This window comes from Bacillus sp. AFS002410 (assembly GCF_002556365.1).
Taxonomy (GTDB): Bacteria; Bacillota; Bacilli; order Bacillales; family Bacillaceae_G; genus Gottfriedia.
Genome location: NZ_NUEU01000009.1, coordinates 263,015 through 280,528, shown reverse-complemented (window position 1 = coordinate 280,528; position 17,514 = coordinate 263,015). Strand labels below are relative to the sequence as shown.

At 34.4% G+C, this 17,514-nt stretch carries 13 protein-coding genes; all 13 read left to right on the top strand.

The window, feature by feature from the left end; translation table 11 throughout:
• The first annotated feature begins 255 nt into the window (after positions 1-255).
• The 13 genes from cspD (at position 256) to CN692_RS08970 (ending at position 17,504) form a co-directional block, all read left to right on the top strand.
• On the top strand, positions 256-453 hold the full coding sequence (gene cspD / locus CN692_RS09030) for a cold-shock protein CspD (protein WP_088001105.1): 198 nt from the start codon (positions 256-258) through the stop codon (positions 451-453).
• 275 nt (positions 454-728) lie between these two features.
• A complete protein-coding gene (gene hpf, locus CN692_RS09025; protein ID WP_098118822.1) occupies positions 729-1,274 on the top strand; it encodes a ribosome hibernation-promoting factor, HPF/YfiA family in 546 nt (181 codons plus the stop codon).
• A gap of 216 nt (positions 1,275-1,490) precedes the next feature.
• Positions 1,491-4,004 carry a preprotein translocase subunit SecA gene (gene secA, locus CN692_RS09020; RefSeq protein ID WP_098118821.1) on the top strand — a complete coding sequence of 838 codons (2,514 nt, stop codon included), beginning with the start codon at positions 1,491-1,493 and terminating at the stop codon, positions 4,002-4,004.
• Between the two features lie 138 nt (positions 4,005-4,142).
• A protein-coding gene (prfB, locus tag CN692_RS09015) for a peptide chain release factor 2 (protein ID WP_098118820.1) occupies positions 4,143-5,241 on the top strand; the annotation gives its coding sequence in 2 pieces (ribosomal slippage) (positions 4,143-4,214 and positions 4,216-5,241; 1,098 coding nt in all).
• Positions 5,242-5,614: 373 nt separating this feature from the next.
• On the top strand, positions 5,615-6,493 hold the full coding sequence (locus tag CN692_RS09010; protein ID WP_098118819.1) for a YitT family protein: 879 nt from the start codon (positions 5,615-5,617) through the stop codon (positions 6,491-6,493).
• A 67-nt stretch (positions 6,494-6,560) separates the two neighbouring features.
• The gene (gene cccB, locus CN692_RS09005; RefSeq protein ID WP_257143996.1) at positions 6,561-6,896 is read left to right on the top strand and encodes a cytochrome c551; all 336 of its coding nucleotides are present in this window, start codon (positions 6,561-6,563) and stop codon (positions 6,894-6,896) included.
• A 480-nt stretch (positions 6,897-7,376) separates the two neighbouring features.
• Positions 7,377-8,063, top strand: coding sequence for a cell division ATP-binding protein FtsE (gene ftsE / locus CN692_RS09000; RefSeq protein WP_098118818.1), 687 nt, complete (start codon positions 7,377-7,379; stop codon positions 8,061-8,063).
• Complete coding sequence (gene ftsX, locus CN692_RS08995; protein WP_098118817.1) at positions 8,053-8,946, top strand: permease-like cell division protein FtsX; 894 nt, start codon at positions 8,053-8,055, stop codon at positions 8,944-8,946. The genes ftsE and ftsX overlap by 11 nt, the downstream gene beginning before the upstream one ends.
• Positions 8,947-9,078: 132 nt before the next feature.
• Positions 9,079-10,461 (top strand): murein hydrolase activator EnvC family protein, encoded by a 1,383-nt coding sequence (locus CN692_RS08990; RefSeq protein WP_098118816.1) that lies wholly within the window; start codon positions 9,079-9,081, stop codon positions 10,459-10,461.
• Positions 10,462-11,186: 725 nt separating this feature from the next.
• Positions 11,187-12,650 carry a catalase gene (locus CN692_RS08985; protein WP_098118815.1) on the top strand — a complete coding sequence of 488 codons (1,464 nt, stop codon included), beginning with the start codon at positions 11,187-11,189 and terminating at the stop codon, positions 12,648-12,650.
• A gap of 178 nt (positions 12,651-12,828) precedes the next feature.
• Entirely contained in the window at positions 12,829-14,262 is a 1,434-nt protein-coding gene (locus CN692_RS08980; RefSeq protein WP_098118814.1) for a S41 family peptidase, read from the top strand.
• 285 nt (positions 14,263-14,547) lie between these two features.
• Positions 14,548-15,741: a PDZ domain-containing protein gene (locus tag CN692_RS08975; protein WP_098118813.1), complete on the top strand. Its 1,194-nt coding sequence runs from the start codon at positions 14,548-14,550 to the stop codon at positions 15,739-15,741.
• Positions 15,742-16,073: 332 nt separating this feature from the next.
• Positions 16,074-17,504: a PTS mannitol transporter subunit IICB gene (locus tag CN692_RS08970; protein WP_098118812.1), complete on the top strand. Its 1,431-nt coding sequence runs from the start codon at positions 16,074-16,076 to the stop codon at positions 17,502-17,504.
• The last annotated feature ends 10 nt before the right edge of the window (positions 17,505-17,514 follow it).

Below are 17,514 nucleotides of genomic sequence, written 5' to 3'. Positions count from 1 at the left end.
AAAGTCTATAGGAACCAGTGGTTTTAATAGAAAAATTAATTTAATAATATTTTTGGAAAAAATAGGTAAATTATAGCAGGACAAGTTAAAAGGTTCGCGAATAAGATAAATGAAGGAATAATTAGAATTTTTCGTTATTTGTCGAATTCGTGAAAAAAAAGGCGATAAGCTACTTTTGACTTGTCCTGGTTTTATGATGTATAGTTGAATTGTGGAGAAGATTCACAAGTTTTCGACTGAAGGGAATGGATTTGAATGCAAGGTAAAGTAAAATGGTTTAATGCAGAAAAAGGTTTTGGATTTATCGAGCGCGAAGATGGAGACGATGTATTCGTACATTTCTCAGCAATTAACGCAGACGGCTACAAATCTTTAGAAGAAGGCCAAGCAGTTAGCTTCGAAATCGTTGAAGGTAACCGTGGACCTCAAGCTGCTAACGTTACTAAAATTTAATTTTTCCGTTAATAAGTAAGTATTTGCTTATATAGATTCGGACCACGAGGGCTTACTCATTTGAGTAAGCCTTTGTTTGTTTTTCCGTGAAAATGTAGTATGTATCTTTAGAGTGAGATAAAAATATAATCTGATATAAATGTATAAACGTTCATTAAAATGACACAGAGATTTCGAATATTGGACAAAATTAGCAAGCAGGATTTTCGAATTGAGGTGTAGAATATAAGTATGACAGCTTTCACTTTTGGAGCTTGATGAAGGAGGAAACCCATATGATGCTAAACATCCGAGGCGAAAATATTGAAATTACTCCAGCAATTCGTGACTATGTAGATAAAAAGTTATCACGATTTGATCGTTATTTTGACGAAGAGTTAACAGCTAGAGTTAATGCTAAGGTATTCCACGACAAGCAAAGAATTGAAGTAACTATTCCTGGAACGTATATGTTATTACGTGCAGAAGAAGAACATGCAGATTTATATGCAGCTGTTGATTTAGTGATTGATAAACTAGATCGTCAAATTAGAAAACACAAAACGAAAGTTAATCGTAAACTACGAGAAAAAGGTTCATTAAAATTTATGTTTGCACCATCTACTACTGAAGCAGCTGTTGCAGTAGAAGAGCATGAAAATGATATTGAGTTAGTACGAACAAAGCAATTTGATTTAAAACCTATGGATGCAGAAGAAGCCGTATTGCAAATGAATATGCTAGGCCATAACTTCTTTGTATTCTTAAATGGCGATACAAATAAAACCAACATCGTTTATGCTAGAAAAGATGGACGTTATGGTTTAATTGAAGCTAAATAATATAACAACAAAATAATAATAAAAGGACTAAGCTGATGATTAAGCTTAGTCCTTTTTTGCTTATTTGTTAATATTTTCGAAAATATTAAATAATTCTAACGGAACATTCTCGACATAAGGTTGTCACTTAACTTCATTTAATGATAAAATTAGAAATAGTATCTACTTACTTAATGACATTTTAGTTTATGACTTTAAAATAGAGGAGCGTTACGAATGCTTGGAATGATAAAAAAGGTTTTTGACCTTAATCAACGACAATTAAATAAAATGCAAAAACAGGTTGATCAAGTTATATCTTTACAAGATCAGTATGCTAAATTAACTGATGATGAACTTAGAGGTAAAACATTTGAGTTTAAAGAGCGTATCCAAAAAGGTGAAACACTTGATGATATTTTAGCTGATGCGTTTGCTGTAGTTCGTGAAGGTGCTACTCGTGTACTAGGTATGACTCCATATCCTGTGCAGTTATTAGGTGGAATCTCATTACATGAAGGTAATATTTCAGAAATGAAAACTGGGGAAGGTAAAACATTAACATCTGCTTTACCAGTTTACTTAAATGCATTGAGTGGAGAAGGTGTTCATGTTGTTACTGTCAACGAATACTTAGCTACTCGTGATGCTCGAGAAATGGGTCAATTATATGAATTCTTAGGACTGACAGTTGGTCTTAATTTAAATAGCATGGAACCTGATGAGAAGCGTGAAGCATATGCATGTGATATAACGTATAATACAAATAATGAATTAGGCTTCGATTACCTACGTGATAACATGGTTGTTTACGCAGAACAACGCGTACAACGACCGTTAAACTATGCAATTATTGATGAGGTTGACTCAATTTTAATTGACGAAGCACGTACGCCATTAATCATTTCTGGACAGGCGAAACAATCGGCCCAAGCGTATATTGCGGCAAATGCATTTGTTGGAATGCTTAAGCTAGACAATGATTACACGTATGATGTAAAAACAAAATCAGTTCTATTAACTGAAGATGGTATTTCACGCGCAGAGAAAGCTTTCGGCGTTGAAAACCTATTTGATTTAAAAAATGTTAATCTAAACCATCATATCACTCAGGCATTGCGTGCTCATGTTACAATGACGCATGATGTTGATTATGTAGTTCAAGATGGGGAAATTGTGATCGTTGACCAATTTACAGGTCGTTTAATGAAAGGTCGCCGTTACAGTGAAGGTCTTCACCAAGCGATCGAGGCTAAAGAAGGATTAAAAGTCCAAAACGAAAGTATGACGCTTGCGACAATTACTTTCCAAAACTACTTCCGTATGTATAAAAAGCTTTCTGGTATGACAGGTACAGCTAAAACTGAGGAAGAAGAGTTCCGTAATATTTACAATATGAATGTTCTTGTTATTCCTACGAATCGTCCAATCGCTCGTATGGATAAACCGGATCTTGTATTTAAATCAATGAATGGTAAATTTAACGCTGTTGTTGATGAAATCGTAGAGCGCCACAAAGCGGGCCAACCAGTTCTTGTTGGTACAGTTGCGATCGAAACTTCAGAGTTAATTGCTCAATTATTAAAACGTAAAGGTGTTAAGCATGAAGTATTAAATGCTAAAAACCATGAACGTGAAGCTGATATTATCGCTTTAGCTGGACATCAAGGCGCAGTTACGATTGCAACAAACATGGCCGGTCGTGGTACAGATATTAAATTAGGTGAAGGCGTACGTGAACTTGGCGGATTAGCCGTTATTGGTACAGAGCGACATGAGAGTCGTCGTATTGATAATCAGTTACGTGGTCGTTCTGGTCGTCAAGGTGACCCAGGGGTGACAACTTTCTACCTATCAATGGAAGATGAGTTAATGCGTCGATTCGGCTCAGATAATTTATCGGTAATGATGGACCGTCTAGGCTTAGATGATACTCAACCGATTGAAAGTAAAATGGTTTCTCGTGCAGTTGAATCTGCACAAAAACGAGTAGAGGGTAATAACTTTGATGCTCGTAAACAATTACTTCAATACGATGATGTTTTACGTCAACAACGTGAAGTTATTTATGCTCAGCGTTCTGAAGTTATTGATTCAACTGATTTACAACCAATCGTTAAGAGTATGATTGAAGGAACTATTAACAGAGTAGTTCAAGCTCATACACCAAACGAACAACTTCAAGAAGAGTGGAATGTAGAAGGAATCGTTGATTTCTTAGAAGCTAACTTGTTAAATGAAGATGAAGTTGCAGTTGAACAATTACGAGTAATTGAGCCAGATGAAATGGTTGAGTTAATTCAAAAAGTGGTATTTGAACGTTATGAAGAAAAACAAGCAGTCCTACCAGAAGAACAAATGCGTGAGTTCGAAAAGGTTGTACTATTACGTACAGTTGATGGTAAGTGGATGGCTCATATCGATGCAATGGATCAACTTCGTGAAGGTATCCATTTACGTGCATACGCACAAATCGATCCATTACGTGAATATCAAATGGAAGGTTTTGCAATGTTTGAAGAGATGATTGCTTCTATTGAAGAAGAAGTATCTCGCATCATTATGAAAGCTGAAATTGAAGCCGATGTAGAGCGTGAAGCTGTACAAGGTGAAGCGATTCATGTAAGTAATGACGGTGAAGGTGAAGTTAAGAAAAAACCAATCGTAAAAGGCGAAGAAATTGGTCGTAATGAAGATTGTCCTTGTGGATCAGGTAAGAAGTATAAAAATTGCCACGGTAAAGGAATCTAATAAAATAGAAACTATATGAAAAGGGGCAAGGGCAAGTACTGTTAAGGATGAGTTATAACTTTCATTAGTTATACTCACTTTACTACTTGTCTTTACCTGCTTTTTATTGTTCGTAAAATTTAATCGAGGTGTTATGTAATGGAATTAGTAGAAGTAAAGCAAGAATTAGAAAAGATGGCGAAACGCCTTCAAGCATTTAGGGGGTCTCTTTGACGTCGAAACAAAACAAGCAAGATTAGAAGAGCTTGAAGCGTTTATGTCAGAACCGGATTTTTGGGATGATCAAAAAGCTGCGCAAGTAGTAATTAGCGAAGTAAGTGGTTTAAAAGAAGTAATCAATGAATTTAATGACTTAGATGAAGGTTATGAGAACCTAGAAATAACTTATGAGTTAGTTAAAGAAGAAGACGATAAAGAGCTATTTGAAGAATTAGTTTCTGAAGTAAAAGTATTAACAGTTAAGTTAAATGACTTTGAGCTTCAGTTACTTTTAAGTGAACCATATGATAAGAATAATGCAATTTTAGAATTACACCCAGGAGCGGGTGGAACTGAGTCACAAGACTGGGGTTCTATGTTGTTACGTATGTATACAAGATGGGCTGAAAAACGTGGATTTAAAGTAGAAACATTAGACTACTTACCTGGTGACGAAGCAGGAATTAAAAGTGTAACTTTAGCAATTAAAGGACACAATGCATATGGGTATTTAAAAGCGGAAAAAGGTGTACATCGTTTAGTACGTATATCTCCATTTGACTCTTCAGGTCGCAGACATACTTCATTCGTTTCTTGTGAAATTATGCCAGAATTTAATGAAGAGATTGAAATTGAAGTTCGTACGGAAGATTTAAAAATTGATACGTACCGTGCAAGTGGAGCAGGTGGTCAGCATATTAATACGACTGACTCAGCAGTTCGTATTACGCATACACCGACTAACACAGTTGTTACTTGTCAGTCAGAACGCTCACAAATTAAAAACCGTGAATCTGCAATGAAAATGTTAAAAGCAAAACTATATCAACGCAAAATAGAAGAGCAACAAGCTCAATTAGATGAAATCCGTGGAGAACAAAAAGAAATTGGCTGGGGAAGTCAAATTCGTTCATATGTTTTCCATCCTTACTCAATGGTTAAAGATCACCGAACAAATGCTGAAGTAGGTAATGTTCAGGCAGTAATGGATGGTGGACTTGATCCATTTATCGATGCTTACTTACGTTCAAAGATTTAATTTTGAAAAATGGGCTGATAAGATTGAAGAGCACTTCATTCTTACCAGCCTTAATCTTTGAGGACTTAAAGAGGTATTTTTATCAATCTAATTCAGATAGTCTGTGACCAACAACATCTTCTATTTAGAAGGTGTTATTCTTTTGAACTTTTTTCTTTTTGGGGATTAGCAAGGAACTTTCTTACTAATGTGAAGGAGTTACATGAATCATATTTATTTTTCGATTGTTTTACAAATGTAAGAAAGTAAATTTTGTTTAAGTGTAATGAAATCTTATTGTTTTTTTCATAATAAAAAATAGAGAGAGTATCCGATAAAAAGGATATAAAATCGAAAAGTTTTCGATAAGTGAGAAATTTTGAGGGGGATAAGTTTGAAAAAGGTAAAATATTCAACTGCTCTAACTGTAGGGTGGGGAAAAACGTTTTTTGATTATTTTTTCGTTTTAATTGGTTCAGCTATTATAGCTATTGCATTCTGTGTATTTTTATTACCAAACCATATTGCTTCTGGAGGAGTAAGTGGGATCTCGACTATTCTAAAAAGTACTATGGGATTTAACCCAGCTTTTGTACAGTGGGCATTTAATATTCCTTTATTTATAGCAGGTGTTATTTTTTTAGGTCGTCAATTTGGAGCAAAAACATTAGTTGGAACAATTTTTATTCCGCTAGTAGTATATTTAGTTGATTTATACAATGTAAAGCCTGCAACTGATAACCCACTTTTAGCATCTATATTTGGTGGACTTTTTATTGGTTTAGGTCTGGGGATCGTATTCCGTGGTAAAGCATCTACAGGTGGAACAGATTTAGCAGCTCAAATCGTTCATAAATATACAGGTTTTTCACTTGGAATCTGTGTAGCATTCATCGATGGATTAATTGTACTTACTTCTGCAATCGTATTTAATCTTGAAAGTGGTATGTATGCACTGATTGCACTATTTGTTACGAGTAAAACAATTGATTTAGTTCAAATTGGTCTTGCTAGATCAAAAATGGCACTTATTATTACATCAGAAGTAGAGCAAGTAACGAACGCAATTGTTCACGAACTAGATCGCGGTGTAACAAAGCTTACCGGTGTTGGAGGATATACTAATGAAGATCGTCTAGTATTAATGTGTGTATTAGATCAAACAGAATTTTCTTCCCTACGTGACATCGTTCAGTCAATCGATCGACAAGCATTCATCACAGTCGTGGATGCAACAGAGGTTCTTGGTGAAGGATTCACAAATTTGACATAAAAAGGAAAAATAAATACTTTTATAAGTAGTAGACTATAGTTATGGGAATATTAAAGGGGCGATATTTGTGAAAAAACTACTTCTTGCATTTGTAACTGGTGGTATGTTGTTAACAATGGCAGCGTGTGGATCAAATAATAACAACAATACAAGCGATACTAAAGATTCAAGTGAGCCGGCTTCAGTTGCAAACGGTGAAAAATTTTTTAAACAAACTTGTGCTAGCTGCCACGGTGGAAATTTAGAAGGTATAATTGGGCCAAGTTTAAAAAAGGTTGGAGCGAAATATTCTGAAAAAGATATAGAAAATATTATTCATGATGGTAGAGGATCAATGCCTAGTGGAGTTTTAAAAGGAAACGAAGCGAAGAGTGTTGCAATGTGGTTAGCTACTAAAAAATAAGCGTTAGATTTTTTGATGATTTGCTGTTAAAACGGACAAGCAAATCGTTCGGTTGCTAATTATGTATCAGGTTTATGTAACGAAAAAGAAGTAAGGAAGGCTATTTTGTCAATCCTTACTTCTTTCATGTCATTTGGTTTTGTTTTCCAATTAAAACCATAACCTAATTTAATAAAACAGACTATTTTCTGTTAATTAGAAAAGGTCTGTTTTTTTTCATTTTAGTTACAGTATGCCAAAATTTGTTAAAGAATCACTCTGAAAAGTCGAAATTTATATTGACTATTATGAAAATGTAACATAAATTTATCAGTTCTGACATTTTTTAAGTGGTATAATAGAGGAGCTTAGCTGAATTTATCGAAAAATGTAAATAGCAGGCGAAACGTGAGATTAAGAAAAGACAAGAAAAATTACATCCAGAATGAATCTAATATGATTTGATAGAAGAAAAATGGAACAAAAATTAAGGAGAATGTCATGATTGAGTTAAAAGATGTATACAAGACCTATCCTAATGGTGTTCTTGCGGTAAATGGTATTAATGTAAAAATTCGCCAAGGTGAATTTGTTTATGTCGTTGGACCAAGTGGTGCCGGTAAGTCGACATTCATTAAAATGATGTATCGTGAAGAAAAACCATCAAAGGGTTCGATCTTAATTAATGGAATTGATTTAAGCCATATGAAGGATAAAAAGGTTCCTTTACTACGCCGAAATATAGGTGTAGTATTCCAAGACTATAAGTTATTACCGACATTATCAGTTTATGAAAATATTGCATTTGCACTTGAAGTTATTGAAGAAAATCCGAAAACAATAAAGAAGAGAGTTATGGAAGTACTTGAACTTGTTAAGTTAAAACATAAAGCACGATTCTTACCTACTGAGCTTTCTGGTGGAGAACAGCAACGTGTTTCGATTGCACGTTCTATTGTAAACAGACCAAAAGTAGTGATCGCAGATGAGCCGACGGGTAACCTAGACCCTGAGACTACATGGGAAATTATGGAGATTTTTAAAGAAATCAATGACCGTGGAACAACTGTAGTAATGGCGACACATAATAAAGAAATTGTAAATACGATTAAGCGACGTGTTATTGCAATTGAATCTGGAAAAATTGTACGCGACCAAGCGAGAGGAGTGTACGGTTATGAAAGCTAGAACTGCAAGAAGACATGTTCGCGAAGGACTTCGTAGTTTAAAGAGAAATGGTTGGATGACTTTTGCATCAGTAAGTGCTGTTGCAGTTACATTGATGCTTGTTGGTGTATTTTTAACTGTAATTTTAAATGTTAATCATATCGGAACGACTTTAGAAAAAGATGTTGAAGTACGTGTATTAGTTGATTTAACAGCAAATAAAAAACAGCAAGCTATTTTAAAAGAAGAAATTCAAAAATTAGATCATGTAACGACTGTTAAGTTCTCGTCGAAAGATCAAGAACTAAATAATCTAATCAAAAGCATGGGCGAAGATGGGAAAGCATTCCAACTATTTGAGCAACAAAACCCATTAAATGATACGTATATCGTTAAAACAGATTCTCCTGAGCAAATTGCTCCTGTAGCGAAAAAAATTGAAGGCTTAAAATATATTGACGAAGTAATTTATGGTAAAAAACAAGTACAAAAATTATTTAATGCCGTTTCTGTAGGTCGTAACATCGGTTTAGTACTGATTTTCGGACTATTATTTACAGCAATGTTCCTAATCTCTAATACGATTAAAATAACGATTATGGCAAGACGTCGTGAAATTGAGATTATGAGATTAGTAGGGGCAACTAATAACTTTATTCGTTGGCCGTTCTTATTAGAAGGATTGTTACTAGGGGTATTAGGTTCAGTTATTCCTATCGTTATACTATTAACTGGCTATAAGGTCATTTATAATATGCTAATGCCAAAATTGGCAGGAACAATGTTTACATTACTACCATTTTCACCGTTTGTGTACCAACTATCTGCTGTTTTAATAGGTATTGGTGCTGTAATCGGTATGTGGGGTTCTGTTATGTCTATTCGTAAGTTTTTACGAAAATAAGAGTAAGTTTTTTATCGATAGTTTTATTAATAACGTAATGCGATTGATGAGCTCTAGTTCCTCATTTAACGTCTTTTTTGAGTTGATACAGGTACTAGGGCTTTTCTATATACATAAAAGGAGGGATCTTAGATGAACAGGAGACAATCATCGAAAGTAATAACGGTTATGTTATGCAGTACTTTCATAATCGGTGCTATCCCATCCGTTTCTTTTGCTGAAAGTAAGTACCAATCTGAAATTGACCGCATCAAAACGAAGCGTAGTGAGGTTAAGGAAAAGACGGATGCAACAAACAACAAAATTGCGGACATTAAACATGACCAGCAAGCAGTTGTTGCAGAGCTTGAAAAACTTGATGCACGAATGAAAGTAACTAAGCAAAAAGTTAACCAAACGGAAGATGCAGTTAATAGTGGGAAAGTGCAGATTTCAAAACTAAAGGAAGAAATTAAGTTTATTGAGGAGCGTATTGAGTCTCGTCAAGAATTATTGAAAAACCGCATGCGATCTCTTCAAAAAGCTGGGGGAATGGTATCCTATATTGATGTCATTCTAGGGGCTAATAGTTTCGGAGATTTAATTCAACGAATGAGTGCTGTACAAACTATTATGAAGGCTGACGAAGACATTATTAAACAGCAAAACTCAGACTTAAAAGAAGTCAGTGCTAAAAAAGATGATTTGACAGCAAAGCAAGCAAAAATTGAAAGTGATTTAGCGAGCTTAAAGAGTCTTAAAAATCAACTTACAAGTCAAGTAAGTGAAAAGAACAAATTAATGGCTTCCTTAAAAGAGCGAGAAAGCGAAGCCCATGAAGATGTATTAAATTTAAAAGAACAAGATCAACTTTTAGCTAGTCAACAAGCTGCAATGCAAAAGGCACTTGAAATAGCTAAGAAACAAGCTGAAGAAAGAGCCAAGAAAGAAGCTGCGGAAAAAGCAGCAGCTGCAAAAGCTGCCGCAGAAGCAGCTAAGCGCAAGGCTGAAGCAGAAAAAAATAAACCATCTACTAGTTCAAGTCATTCAAGTGGATCTGGAAGCTCTGGAAACTCTAGTAGTTCTAGTAGTTCAACAGGAAGCTCTGATAGTACTCCAACAGTGTCTAGCGGAAACTTTACAAGACCGGCTAACGGTTACATCTCCTCTGGATTTGGCCAACGTTCATTCGAAGGCGGGGAATTCCATGAAGGAGTTGACATTGCCTCAGCAGGTAGTGTACCAGTTGTAGCAGCAGCTGATGGAGTTGTTATACGTGCTTACGTCTCATCTACTTATGGTAATTGTGTATTCATTACACATAATATAGATGGACAAGTATGGACAACTGTATATGCTCACTTAGCTAGTTTTAACGTATCAACAGGACAAACTGTTTCAAAAGGTATGCAAATTGGTTATATGGGTAATTCAGGTCACTCTACTGGACAACATTTACACTTTGAATTACACAAAGGTGAATGGAATTACGCTAAAACAAATGCAGTAGATCCGATGAAATATATTAATTTTTAAGTTAGTAAACCTATCCTAATTTTTTGGGATAGGTTTTTTGTTTTTAAATCGTGATAAGGGGTAGGGAATCGTAAACGAGTGTTGAAGATTGCACATAAAATTGAGGAGTTGTAAATGATGTGAATTGCAATTCAAAAGTGAGAATCGTAAATAAAAATAGGCCATCGCAAATAAATTTGGGAAATCGCAAATAAAAAGCGAGAATCGCAATTAAAATTATGGAATCGCAAATAAAAAGTGAGAATCGCAATTAAAATTGTGGAATCGCAAATAAAAAGTGAGAATCGCAAATAAAAATGGGAAATCGCAATTAAAATGCAGAATATCAAAAAAAATGCCGTCAAACCGATGAAATAGTATCACCTTTTAACAAAAATTCGCTAGTTTTTAAAAAAGTTAAGTAGTTTTCATCAAAAACCTCTATTAAATAAAAAAACAAATAAATTAGCCCCAACTTAAAAGTTTATTTCTCTATGTGGCTATTACGCTTACTTGTTAGAACGGCATCTTCATCCCTTTTAATGTTAAAAAAATGACAGATCCACCAGATTTTTTCAACGAATCTAATAAAATAGCATATTACTTTTACATAAATAAAAAAAATCCAATTTAGTTAAAATATTCCTAGTTTATAATAATTATAATTTGATATTGATTTTCATTTAAAAGTAATTTATTATATATTTATTACTAATTAATAATAATTATAATTAAGGAGAAATGATATGACAAATAACCGTTTAACAACAAATCAAGGTGTTCCTATTGGAGATAATCAAAATTCACTTACGGCAGGGCGTAGAGGTCCAACTTTATTAGAGGATTATCAATTAATTGAAAAGCTAGCTCATTTTGATCGTGAAAGAGTACCTGAACGTGTTGTACATGCGCGTGGAGCTGGAGCACATGGTGTTTTCATCACTAAAAATAGTATGAAAAAATACACGAAAGCTAAATTTCTACAAGATGCTGGTACGGAAACACCGGTATTTGCTCGTTTCTCAACAGTTATTCATGGAATGCATTCTCCTGAAACACTACGTGACCCTCGAGGGTTTGCTGTGAAATTCTATACTGAAGATGGAAACTATGACTTTGTCGGTAATAATCTACCAATATTCTTTATTCGTGATGCAATGAAATTCCCTGATATGGTTCACTCGTTGAAGCCAGATCCAAGAACAAATTTACAAACACCTAACCGATATTGGGATTTTATGTCACTAACGCCTGAGTCAACAAATATGTTATTACATGTATTTTCTGATGAAGGTATTCCAGCGAACTACCGTCAAATGAGAGGTTCAAGTGTTCATGCATATAAGTGGGTAAACGAATACGGGAATACCGTATATATAAAACTTCGTTGGGTACCAAAGCAGGGAATTGAAAATCTTTCAATGGAAGAAGCTAGTGAAGTTCAAGGTAAAGATTTTAACCATGCGAGCCGTGATTTATATGTTTCAATTGAAAATGAAGATTTCCCAGAATGGGACTTATATGTTCAAGTATTAAATCCAGCAGATATGGATGATTTCGACTTTGATCCATTAGATCCTACAAAAGATTGGTTTGAAAATGTGATTCCACGTCAGTTTGTTGGAACAATGATCTTAAATAAAAACCCGGAAAACATATTTGCTGAAACAGAATCAGTTGGATTTAATCCTGGTGTACTAGTTCCCGGTATGCTACCTTCTGAGGATAAGTTGCTGCAAGGAAGACTATTCTCGTATTCAGATACACAAAGATATCGAATTGGAGCAAATTATATGCAGCTTCCTATTAATTGTCCTTTTGCGAAAGTAGCGAATGGCCAACGCGATGGTCATATGCCAATTGGTCAGCAAACCCATCAAATTAACTTTGAGCCAAATAGCTACTCAAATACGCCAAAAGAGGATACGAATTATGTAGAAGTGGCTCAGCCATTAAACGGTGTTTCTGAGCGTAAGAAAATCGAAAAAACGAATGACTTTGGACATGCAGGGGAAGTATGGAATAGATATAGTAAAGCAGAGAAGGATGCTGTTATTAAAAATATTAGCGCTGATATGGCAGACGTAGATGAAAAAATTAAGCTTCGTGCAGTTTGTAACTTCTATCGTGCTGACGCAAATTTAGGTGAGAAACTTGCAAATAACTTAGGAATTGATTTAACTCCATACTTGCAACATCTTCCAAAATAAATTAAACTCTTCTAATAAAAATTTATTAAATCGTGTTCTACTTGCAAACATAAGTGATACAGGCTTATCATATAATAGAACAGAAATGGCATCGCACGTCTGTGTGATGCTTTTTCAATACATACACTATTTAATAGATTGGAACGTTCTAAAAGGAACGAAAAATAGGAGGTTCTGTATGAATCGTAAAACAACGACTCTACTTGCAACAGCGACATTTGTTGTTGGTATGGGTGTAGGTACATTTGGATTTGGTGATGGTACAAGTACGATCGTTTCGAAATTATCAGAGAGTAAAGAAGTAAAAGCTTCTGAAGATCAAAATATAGCTAAAATACAAAAAGCTTACGAAATAATAGCGAACCAATATGTGAAAAAAATTGATCCGGATAAATTAACTGAAGGAGCAATTCAAGGAATGGTGACAACTTTAGATGATCCATTCTCGACTTATATGGATGGGAGAACAGCTAAACAATTCCACGAATCTTTAGGTTCATCTTTCCAAGGAATTGGAGCAGAGGTTTCTAAAGATGGAGACAAGTTAATTATCGTATCTCCAATTAAAAATTCACCTGCAGAAAAGGCTGGTCTGAAACCGAAGGATGAAATTTTATCTGTTGATGGTAAAAGTGTAAAAGGTTTATCTCAATATGATGCTGTCTTAAAAATCCGTGGTAAAAAGGGAACTAATGTAACGATAGAAGTGAAACGTCCAGGAGTTGCAGATCCAATTAAATTTACAATTAAACGTGACGATATTCCAATGTATACAGTATTTAGTTCAGTTAAAGATGTAAACAATGAAAAAATCGGATATATTCATATCACTTCATTTAATGAAAAAACAGCTGATGAGTTTAAGAAGGAATTGAAAAAATTAGAGAATCAGGATATTCAAGGCCTAACAATTGACGTGCGTGGTAATCCTGGTGGTTACTTACAAGCTGTTGAAGGTGTATTAGAAGAATTAGTTGTAAAAAATGAACCATATTTACAAGTAGAAAATCGAGATGGCCAACGTGAGAAATACTATACTAAATTAACAAAAGCGAAACCATATCCAATTGATGTATTAATTGATAATGGTAGTGCATCAGCAGCTGAGATTCTTGCGGCAGCATTAAGTGAAGCAGGACATTATGAATTAATTGGTCAAAAATCATATGGTAAAGGTACTGTTCAATCAACATTAGATTTCAAGGATGGCAGTAACATTAAGCTAACTCAATTTAAATGGTTAACTCCAGATGGTACTTGGATTCATAAAAAAGGTATTAAACCAGATGTTGCGGTGAAACAGCCTGATTATTTCTACGCAACACCGATTGATAAAAAGAAAACATTTAAATTTGATGACAATGATGAGAATATTAAGCAAGCTCAAATTATGTTAAAAGGTTTAGGATATGACCCAGGACGTAAGGATGGTTACTTCAGCAAGCAAACAGAAACTGCTGTTAAGGACTTCCAAGGAGCTGCTGGTATTACAGTCAATGGTAAAATCGATCCTTTAACTTCAGATAAACTTGAGGCATCATTAATTGATAAAATTAAAGATGAAAAGAATGATCTACAATTAGAAAAAGCTTTAGATATGGTAGCTAAGTAAAAATAACAGACAAAGGACGAATATTAATTCGTCCTTTTGTTGTGTAGATAAACTGGTTTTGAAAAGCAGAATATTTTTAGCAGTTCGTCCTCTTTTGACATAATTCCCGGGAAATAGATTCGAAATTACAAACCATGCAGGAGTTTTAGTTTTTGATGTCGAAAGTACACTTTGAGAAGAAGTGTGCTTTTTTTATTGTTTTAAAACATATTCTCTTTGAAAAAACATCAATAAACCGATAACATAAGTATATCAATCTATTAATAAAAGAAGGTGGTGAATGTTATGTGGTCAAATTTAGTCTCTGAACTCTTAGTTGGATTAGGTAAATTATTTTTAAATCCATTTACTTATATATTCTTTATCGCATCAATTATATGTGGCAATATTCGTGTAAAGCGTGAACGTAAGCATTTTTCAGTCCGAAATTTTAATGTAACGTTCGAGTGGAAGACTTCAATATGGTCTGGGTTATTTATTGGAGTAATTCTCTCGGTTATTACGTTAGGGGCTGGAATAAGTATTCCAATTGAAATGGTTTATTTATTGAGTGTGCTAACGATTATTTGTGCGCTATTGTTGCAATTTAGATGGATGTCACCAGCTAATATTTTTGGACTAGCATTAGTTGCGCTACCTTTATTAAATAGAGGACAAGGATCTTTACCATTTTTACATAAGTTTGTTCCTAGCGATATGAGTGCAATGCTTCCTGCTATCATTATTTTACTTGGTTTAATGCTATTGGCTGAAGGAATATTAGTTCAGCGAAATGCGGCAAAGCATACAACGCCTTTATTTATTGAGAGTAAACGGGGAAAAAGAGTAGGGGCACATCAGTCAAATAAATTATGGATGATTCCTTTATTTTTATTAATACCAAGTGGACCAATTGTAAGTGATTATTCATGGTGGCCTACACTTTCTTTAGGCGATAGTAGCTATTCTATAATTTGCGTACCATTTGGGATTGGGTTTTACCAATTAATTCAAGGAATGCTACCAAAGGATTCAATTAAGTTAGTAGGTAAGCGAATAGTTTCTTTAGCGATTTTAGTATGCATTGGTGGAATCTTAAGTTATTTTATTGGATTTGTAGCTTTTATTGCTGCTGCAATCGCAGTAGTAGGAAGAGAAGCAATCAGTTATTTTCATAGAAATCGAGATACTAATACACCATCATACTTCACAACGAAATCAACGGGCCTTACTGTATTAGGAATTTTACCAAACTCTGTCGCTGACAAAATGAAAATACTAGTTGGTGAAAGCATTACAAAGGTAAATGGAAAAAATGTGTCAACCGTTAATGAATTTTATGAAGCACTTCAAATTAATCGCGCGTACTGTAAATTAGAAGTAATTGATTATAATTCTGAAATGCGTATTGCTCAATCTTCCGTTTATGAAGGTGAGCACCATGAGTTAGGATTCTTATTCCCGGAAGAGGAATCTAAATATAGTGGCCAGGTTGGATAATTTTTAAACAGTCAAATAAGAAGGAACATATTCTAACTGAGAATATGTTCCTTTTTTATTTGTTTTATTTTTGGGATTTCGACTGAAGTGTGAGTATTATGTAGTGAAAAATACATGGGTAATATGTCGTGTGTACAACCGTGATGTGAGACCTATTGCTCGGAAATGTAAAATCTATCATTCTATTAAAAGAAGGAAATAAGAACAGTGCGAATTTTCTTCTTTTAAATTTTGTCACTTTAGTTTGTGACAAATACGAATATTCATTTCATTGTATTGGTACTGTAAGCGTTTTATCATTTAGATACAAGGTTTACGAGGGAGGTAAAAATTTGAATACAAGTAAAAATAGTAAAATAAAAGTAAAAATACAACGGTTTGGTAGTTTCCTAAGCGGAATGGTTATGCCAAACATTGGTGCGTTTATAGCATGGGGATTAATAACGGCATTATTTATACCTACTGGATGGATTCCTAATGCAAAGCTAGCAGTTTTAGTAAGCCCAATGATTACATACTTACTACCATTGTTAATTGGTTTTACCGGTGGAAGAATGGTACATGATATTCGAGGCGGCGTAGTTGGAGCGATTGCAACAATGGGTGTAATTGTAGGTGCTGAAATGCCAATGTTTTTAGGGGCTATGATTATGGGGCCACTTGGCGGTTTGGCCATAAAGAAATTTGACCAAGCTATACAAGGAAAAGTTAAATCAGGATTTGAGATGTTAGTTAATAATTTCTCTGCGGGTATAATCGGAGCAATTTTAGCAATTATTGGTTTAATTGGTGTTAATCCGGTTGTATCAACTTTAACTGAAGTATTAGCAAACGGCGTAGATATGATGGTAAAGGCAAATGTCATTCCATTAGCAAACATATTTATTGAACCAGCTAAAATTTTATTTTTAAATAATGCAATTAACCACGGGATTTTAAGTCCAATTGGTCTTGAACAAGCAAAATCTGCAGGAAAATCACTTTTATTTTTATTAGAAGCTAACCCAGGACCGGGCTTAGGCGTTTTATTAGCATATACAATTTTCGGAAAAGGAACGGCTAAACAAACAGCACCAGGAGCAGTTATTATTCACTTCTTGGGCGGGATTCATGAGATTTATTTCCCTTATATCTTAATGAGACCTTTATTAATTTTATCAGTTATTGCAGGTGGTGTTGCCGGAACATTTACTTTTAATGTTTTAGGAGCAGGACTTGTAGCAGCAGCTTCTCCAGGTAGTATTATCGCGATTTTAGCAATGGCACCAAAAGGAGGATACTTACCAATCCTTGCGGGAGTATTAGTAGCAACAGCTGTTTCATTTATTATTTCAGCAGTCGTTTTAAAATCATCAAAATCTGTGGCATCAGACGAAGATTTAGAAAAAGCTGCTCAAAAAACGCAAGATTTAAAAGGAAAAGAAAGTAAAGTGGCTAGTCTATTACAGACTGAAAAAGAAGTAGCTAGTTCTCTTGGTATTAGTAAAGAAGTGACAAAAATTATATTTGCTTGTGATGCGGGTATGGGATCAAGTGCCATGGGAGCATCAATAATGCGCAAAAAGGTAAAAACAGCGGGAATAGATTTAGAGGTTACTAATGTAGCAATTAATAATCTACCAAATGATGTAGATGTTGTCATAACACATAAAGATTTAACTGATCGAGCAAAAGCAAAAGTGCCAAATGCAATTCATATCTCAGTAGAAAACTTCTTAAATAGTCCGAAGTATGATGAATTAGTGAACTCTTTATTAAAATAATAATAAATTT

What these genes read in the sequence shown, in the direction of transcription:
- cspD (WP_088001105.1), top strand. Translation starts at nt 256, where the DNA reads ATGCAAGGTAAAGTAAAATGGTTTAATGCAGAAAAAGGTTTTGGATTT.
- hpf (WP_098118822.1), top strand. Translation starts at nt 729, where the DNA reads ATGATGCTAAACATCCGAGGCGAAAATATTGAAATTACTCCAGCAATT.
- secA (WP_098118821.1), top strand. Translation starts at nt 1,491, where the DNA reads ATGCTTGGAATGATAAAAAAGGTTTTTGACCTTAATCAACGACAATTA.
- ftsE (WP_098118818.1), top strand. Translation starts at nt 7,377, where the DNA reads ATGATTGAGTTAAAAGATGTATACAAGACCTATCCTAATGGTGTTCTT.
- ftsX (WP_098118817.1), top strand. Translation starts at nt 8,053, where the DNA reads ATGAAAGCTAGAACTGCAAGAAGACATGTTCGCGAAGGACTTCGTAGT.
- CN692_RS08990 (WP_098118816.1), top strand. Translation starts at nt 9,079, where the DNA reads ATGAACAGGAGACAATCATCGAAAGTAATAACGGTTATGTTATGCAGT.
- CN692_RS08985 (WP_098118815.1), top strand. Translation starts at nt 11,187, where the DNA reads ATGACAAATAACCGTTTAACAACAAATCAAGGTGTTCCTATTGGAGAT.
- CN692_RS08980 (WP_098118814.1), top strand. Translation starts at nt 12,829, where the DNA reads ATGAATCGTAAAACAACGACTCTACTTGCAACAGCGACATTTGTTGTT.
- CN692_RS08975 (WP_098118813.1), top strand. Translation starts at nt 14,548, where the DNA reads ATGTGGTCAAATTTAGTCTCTGAACTCTTAGTTGGATTAGGTAAATTA.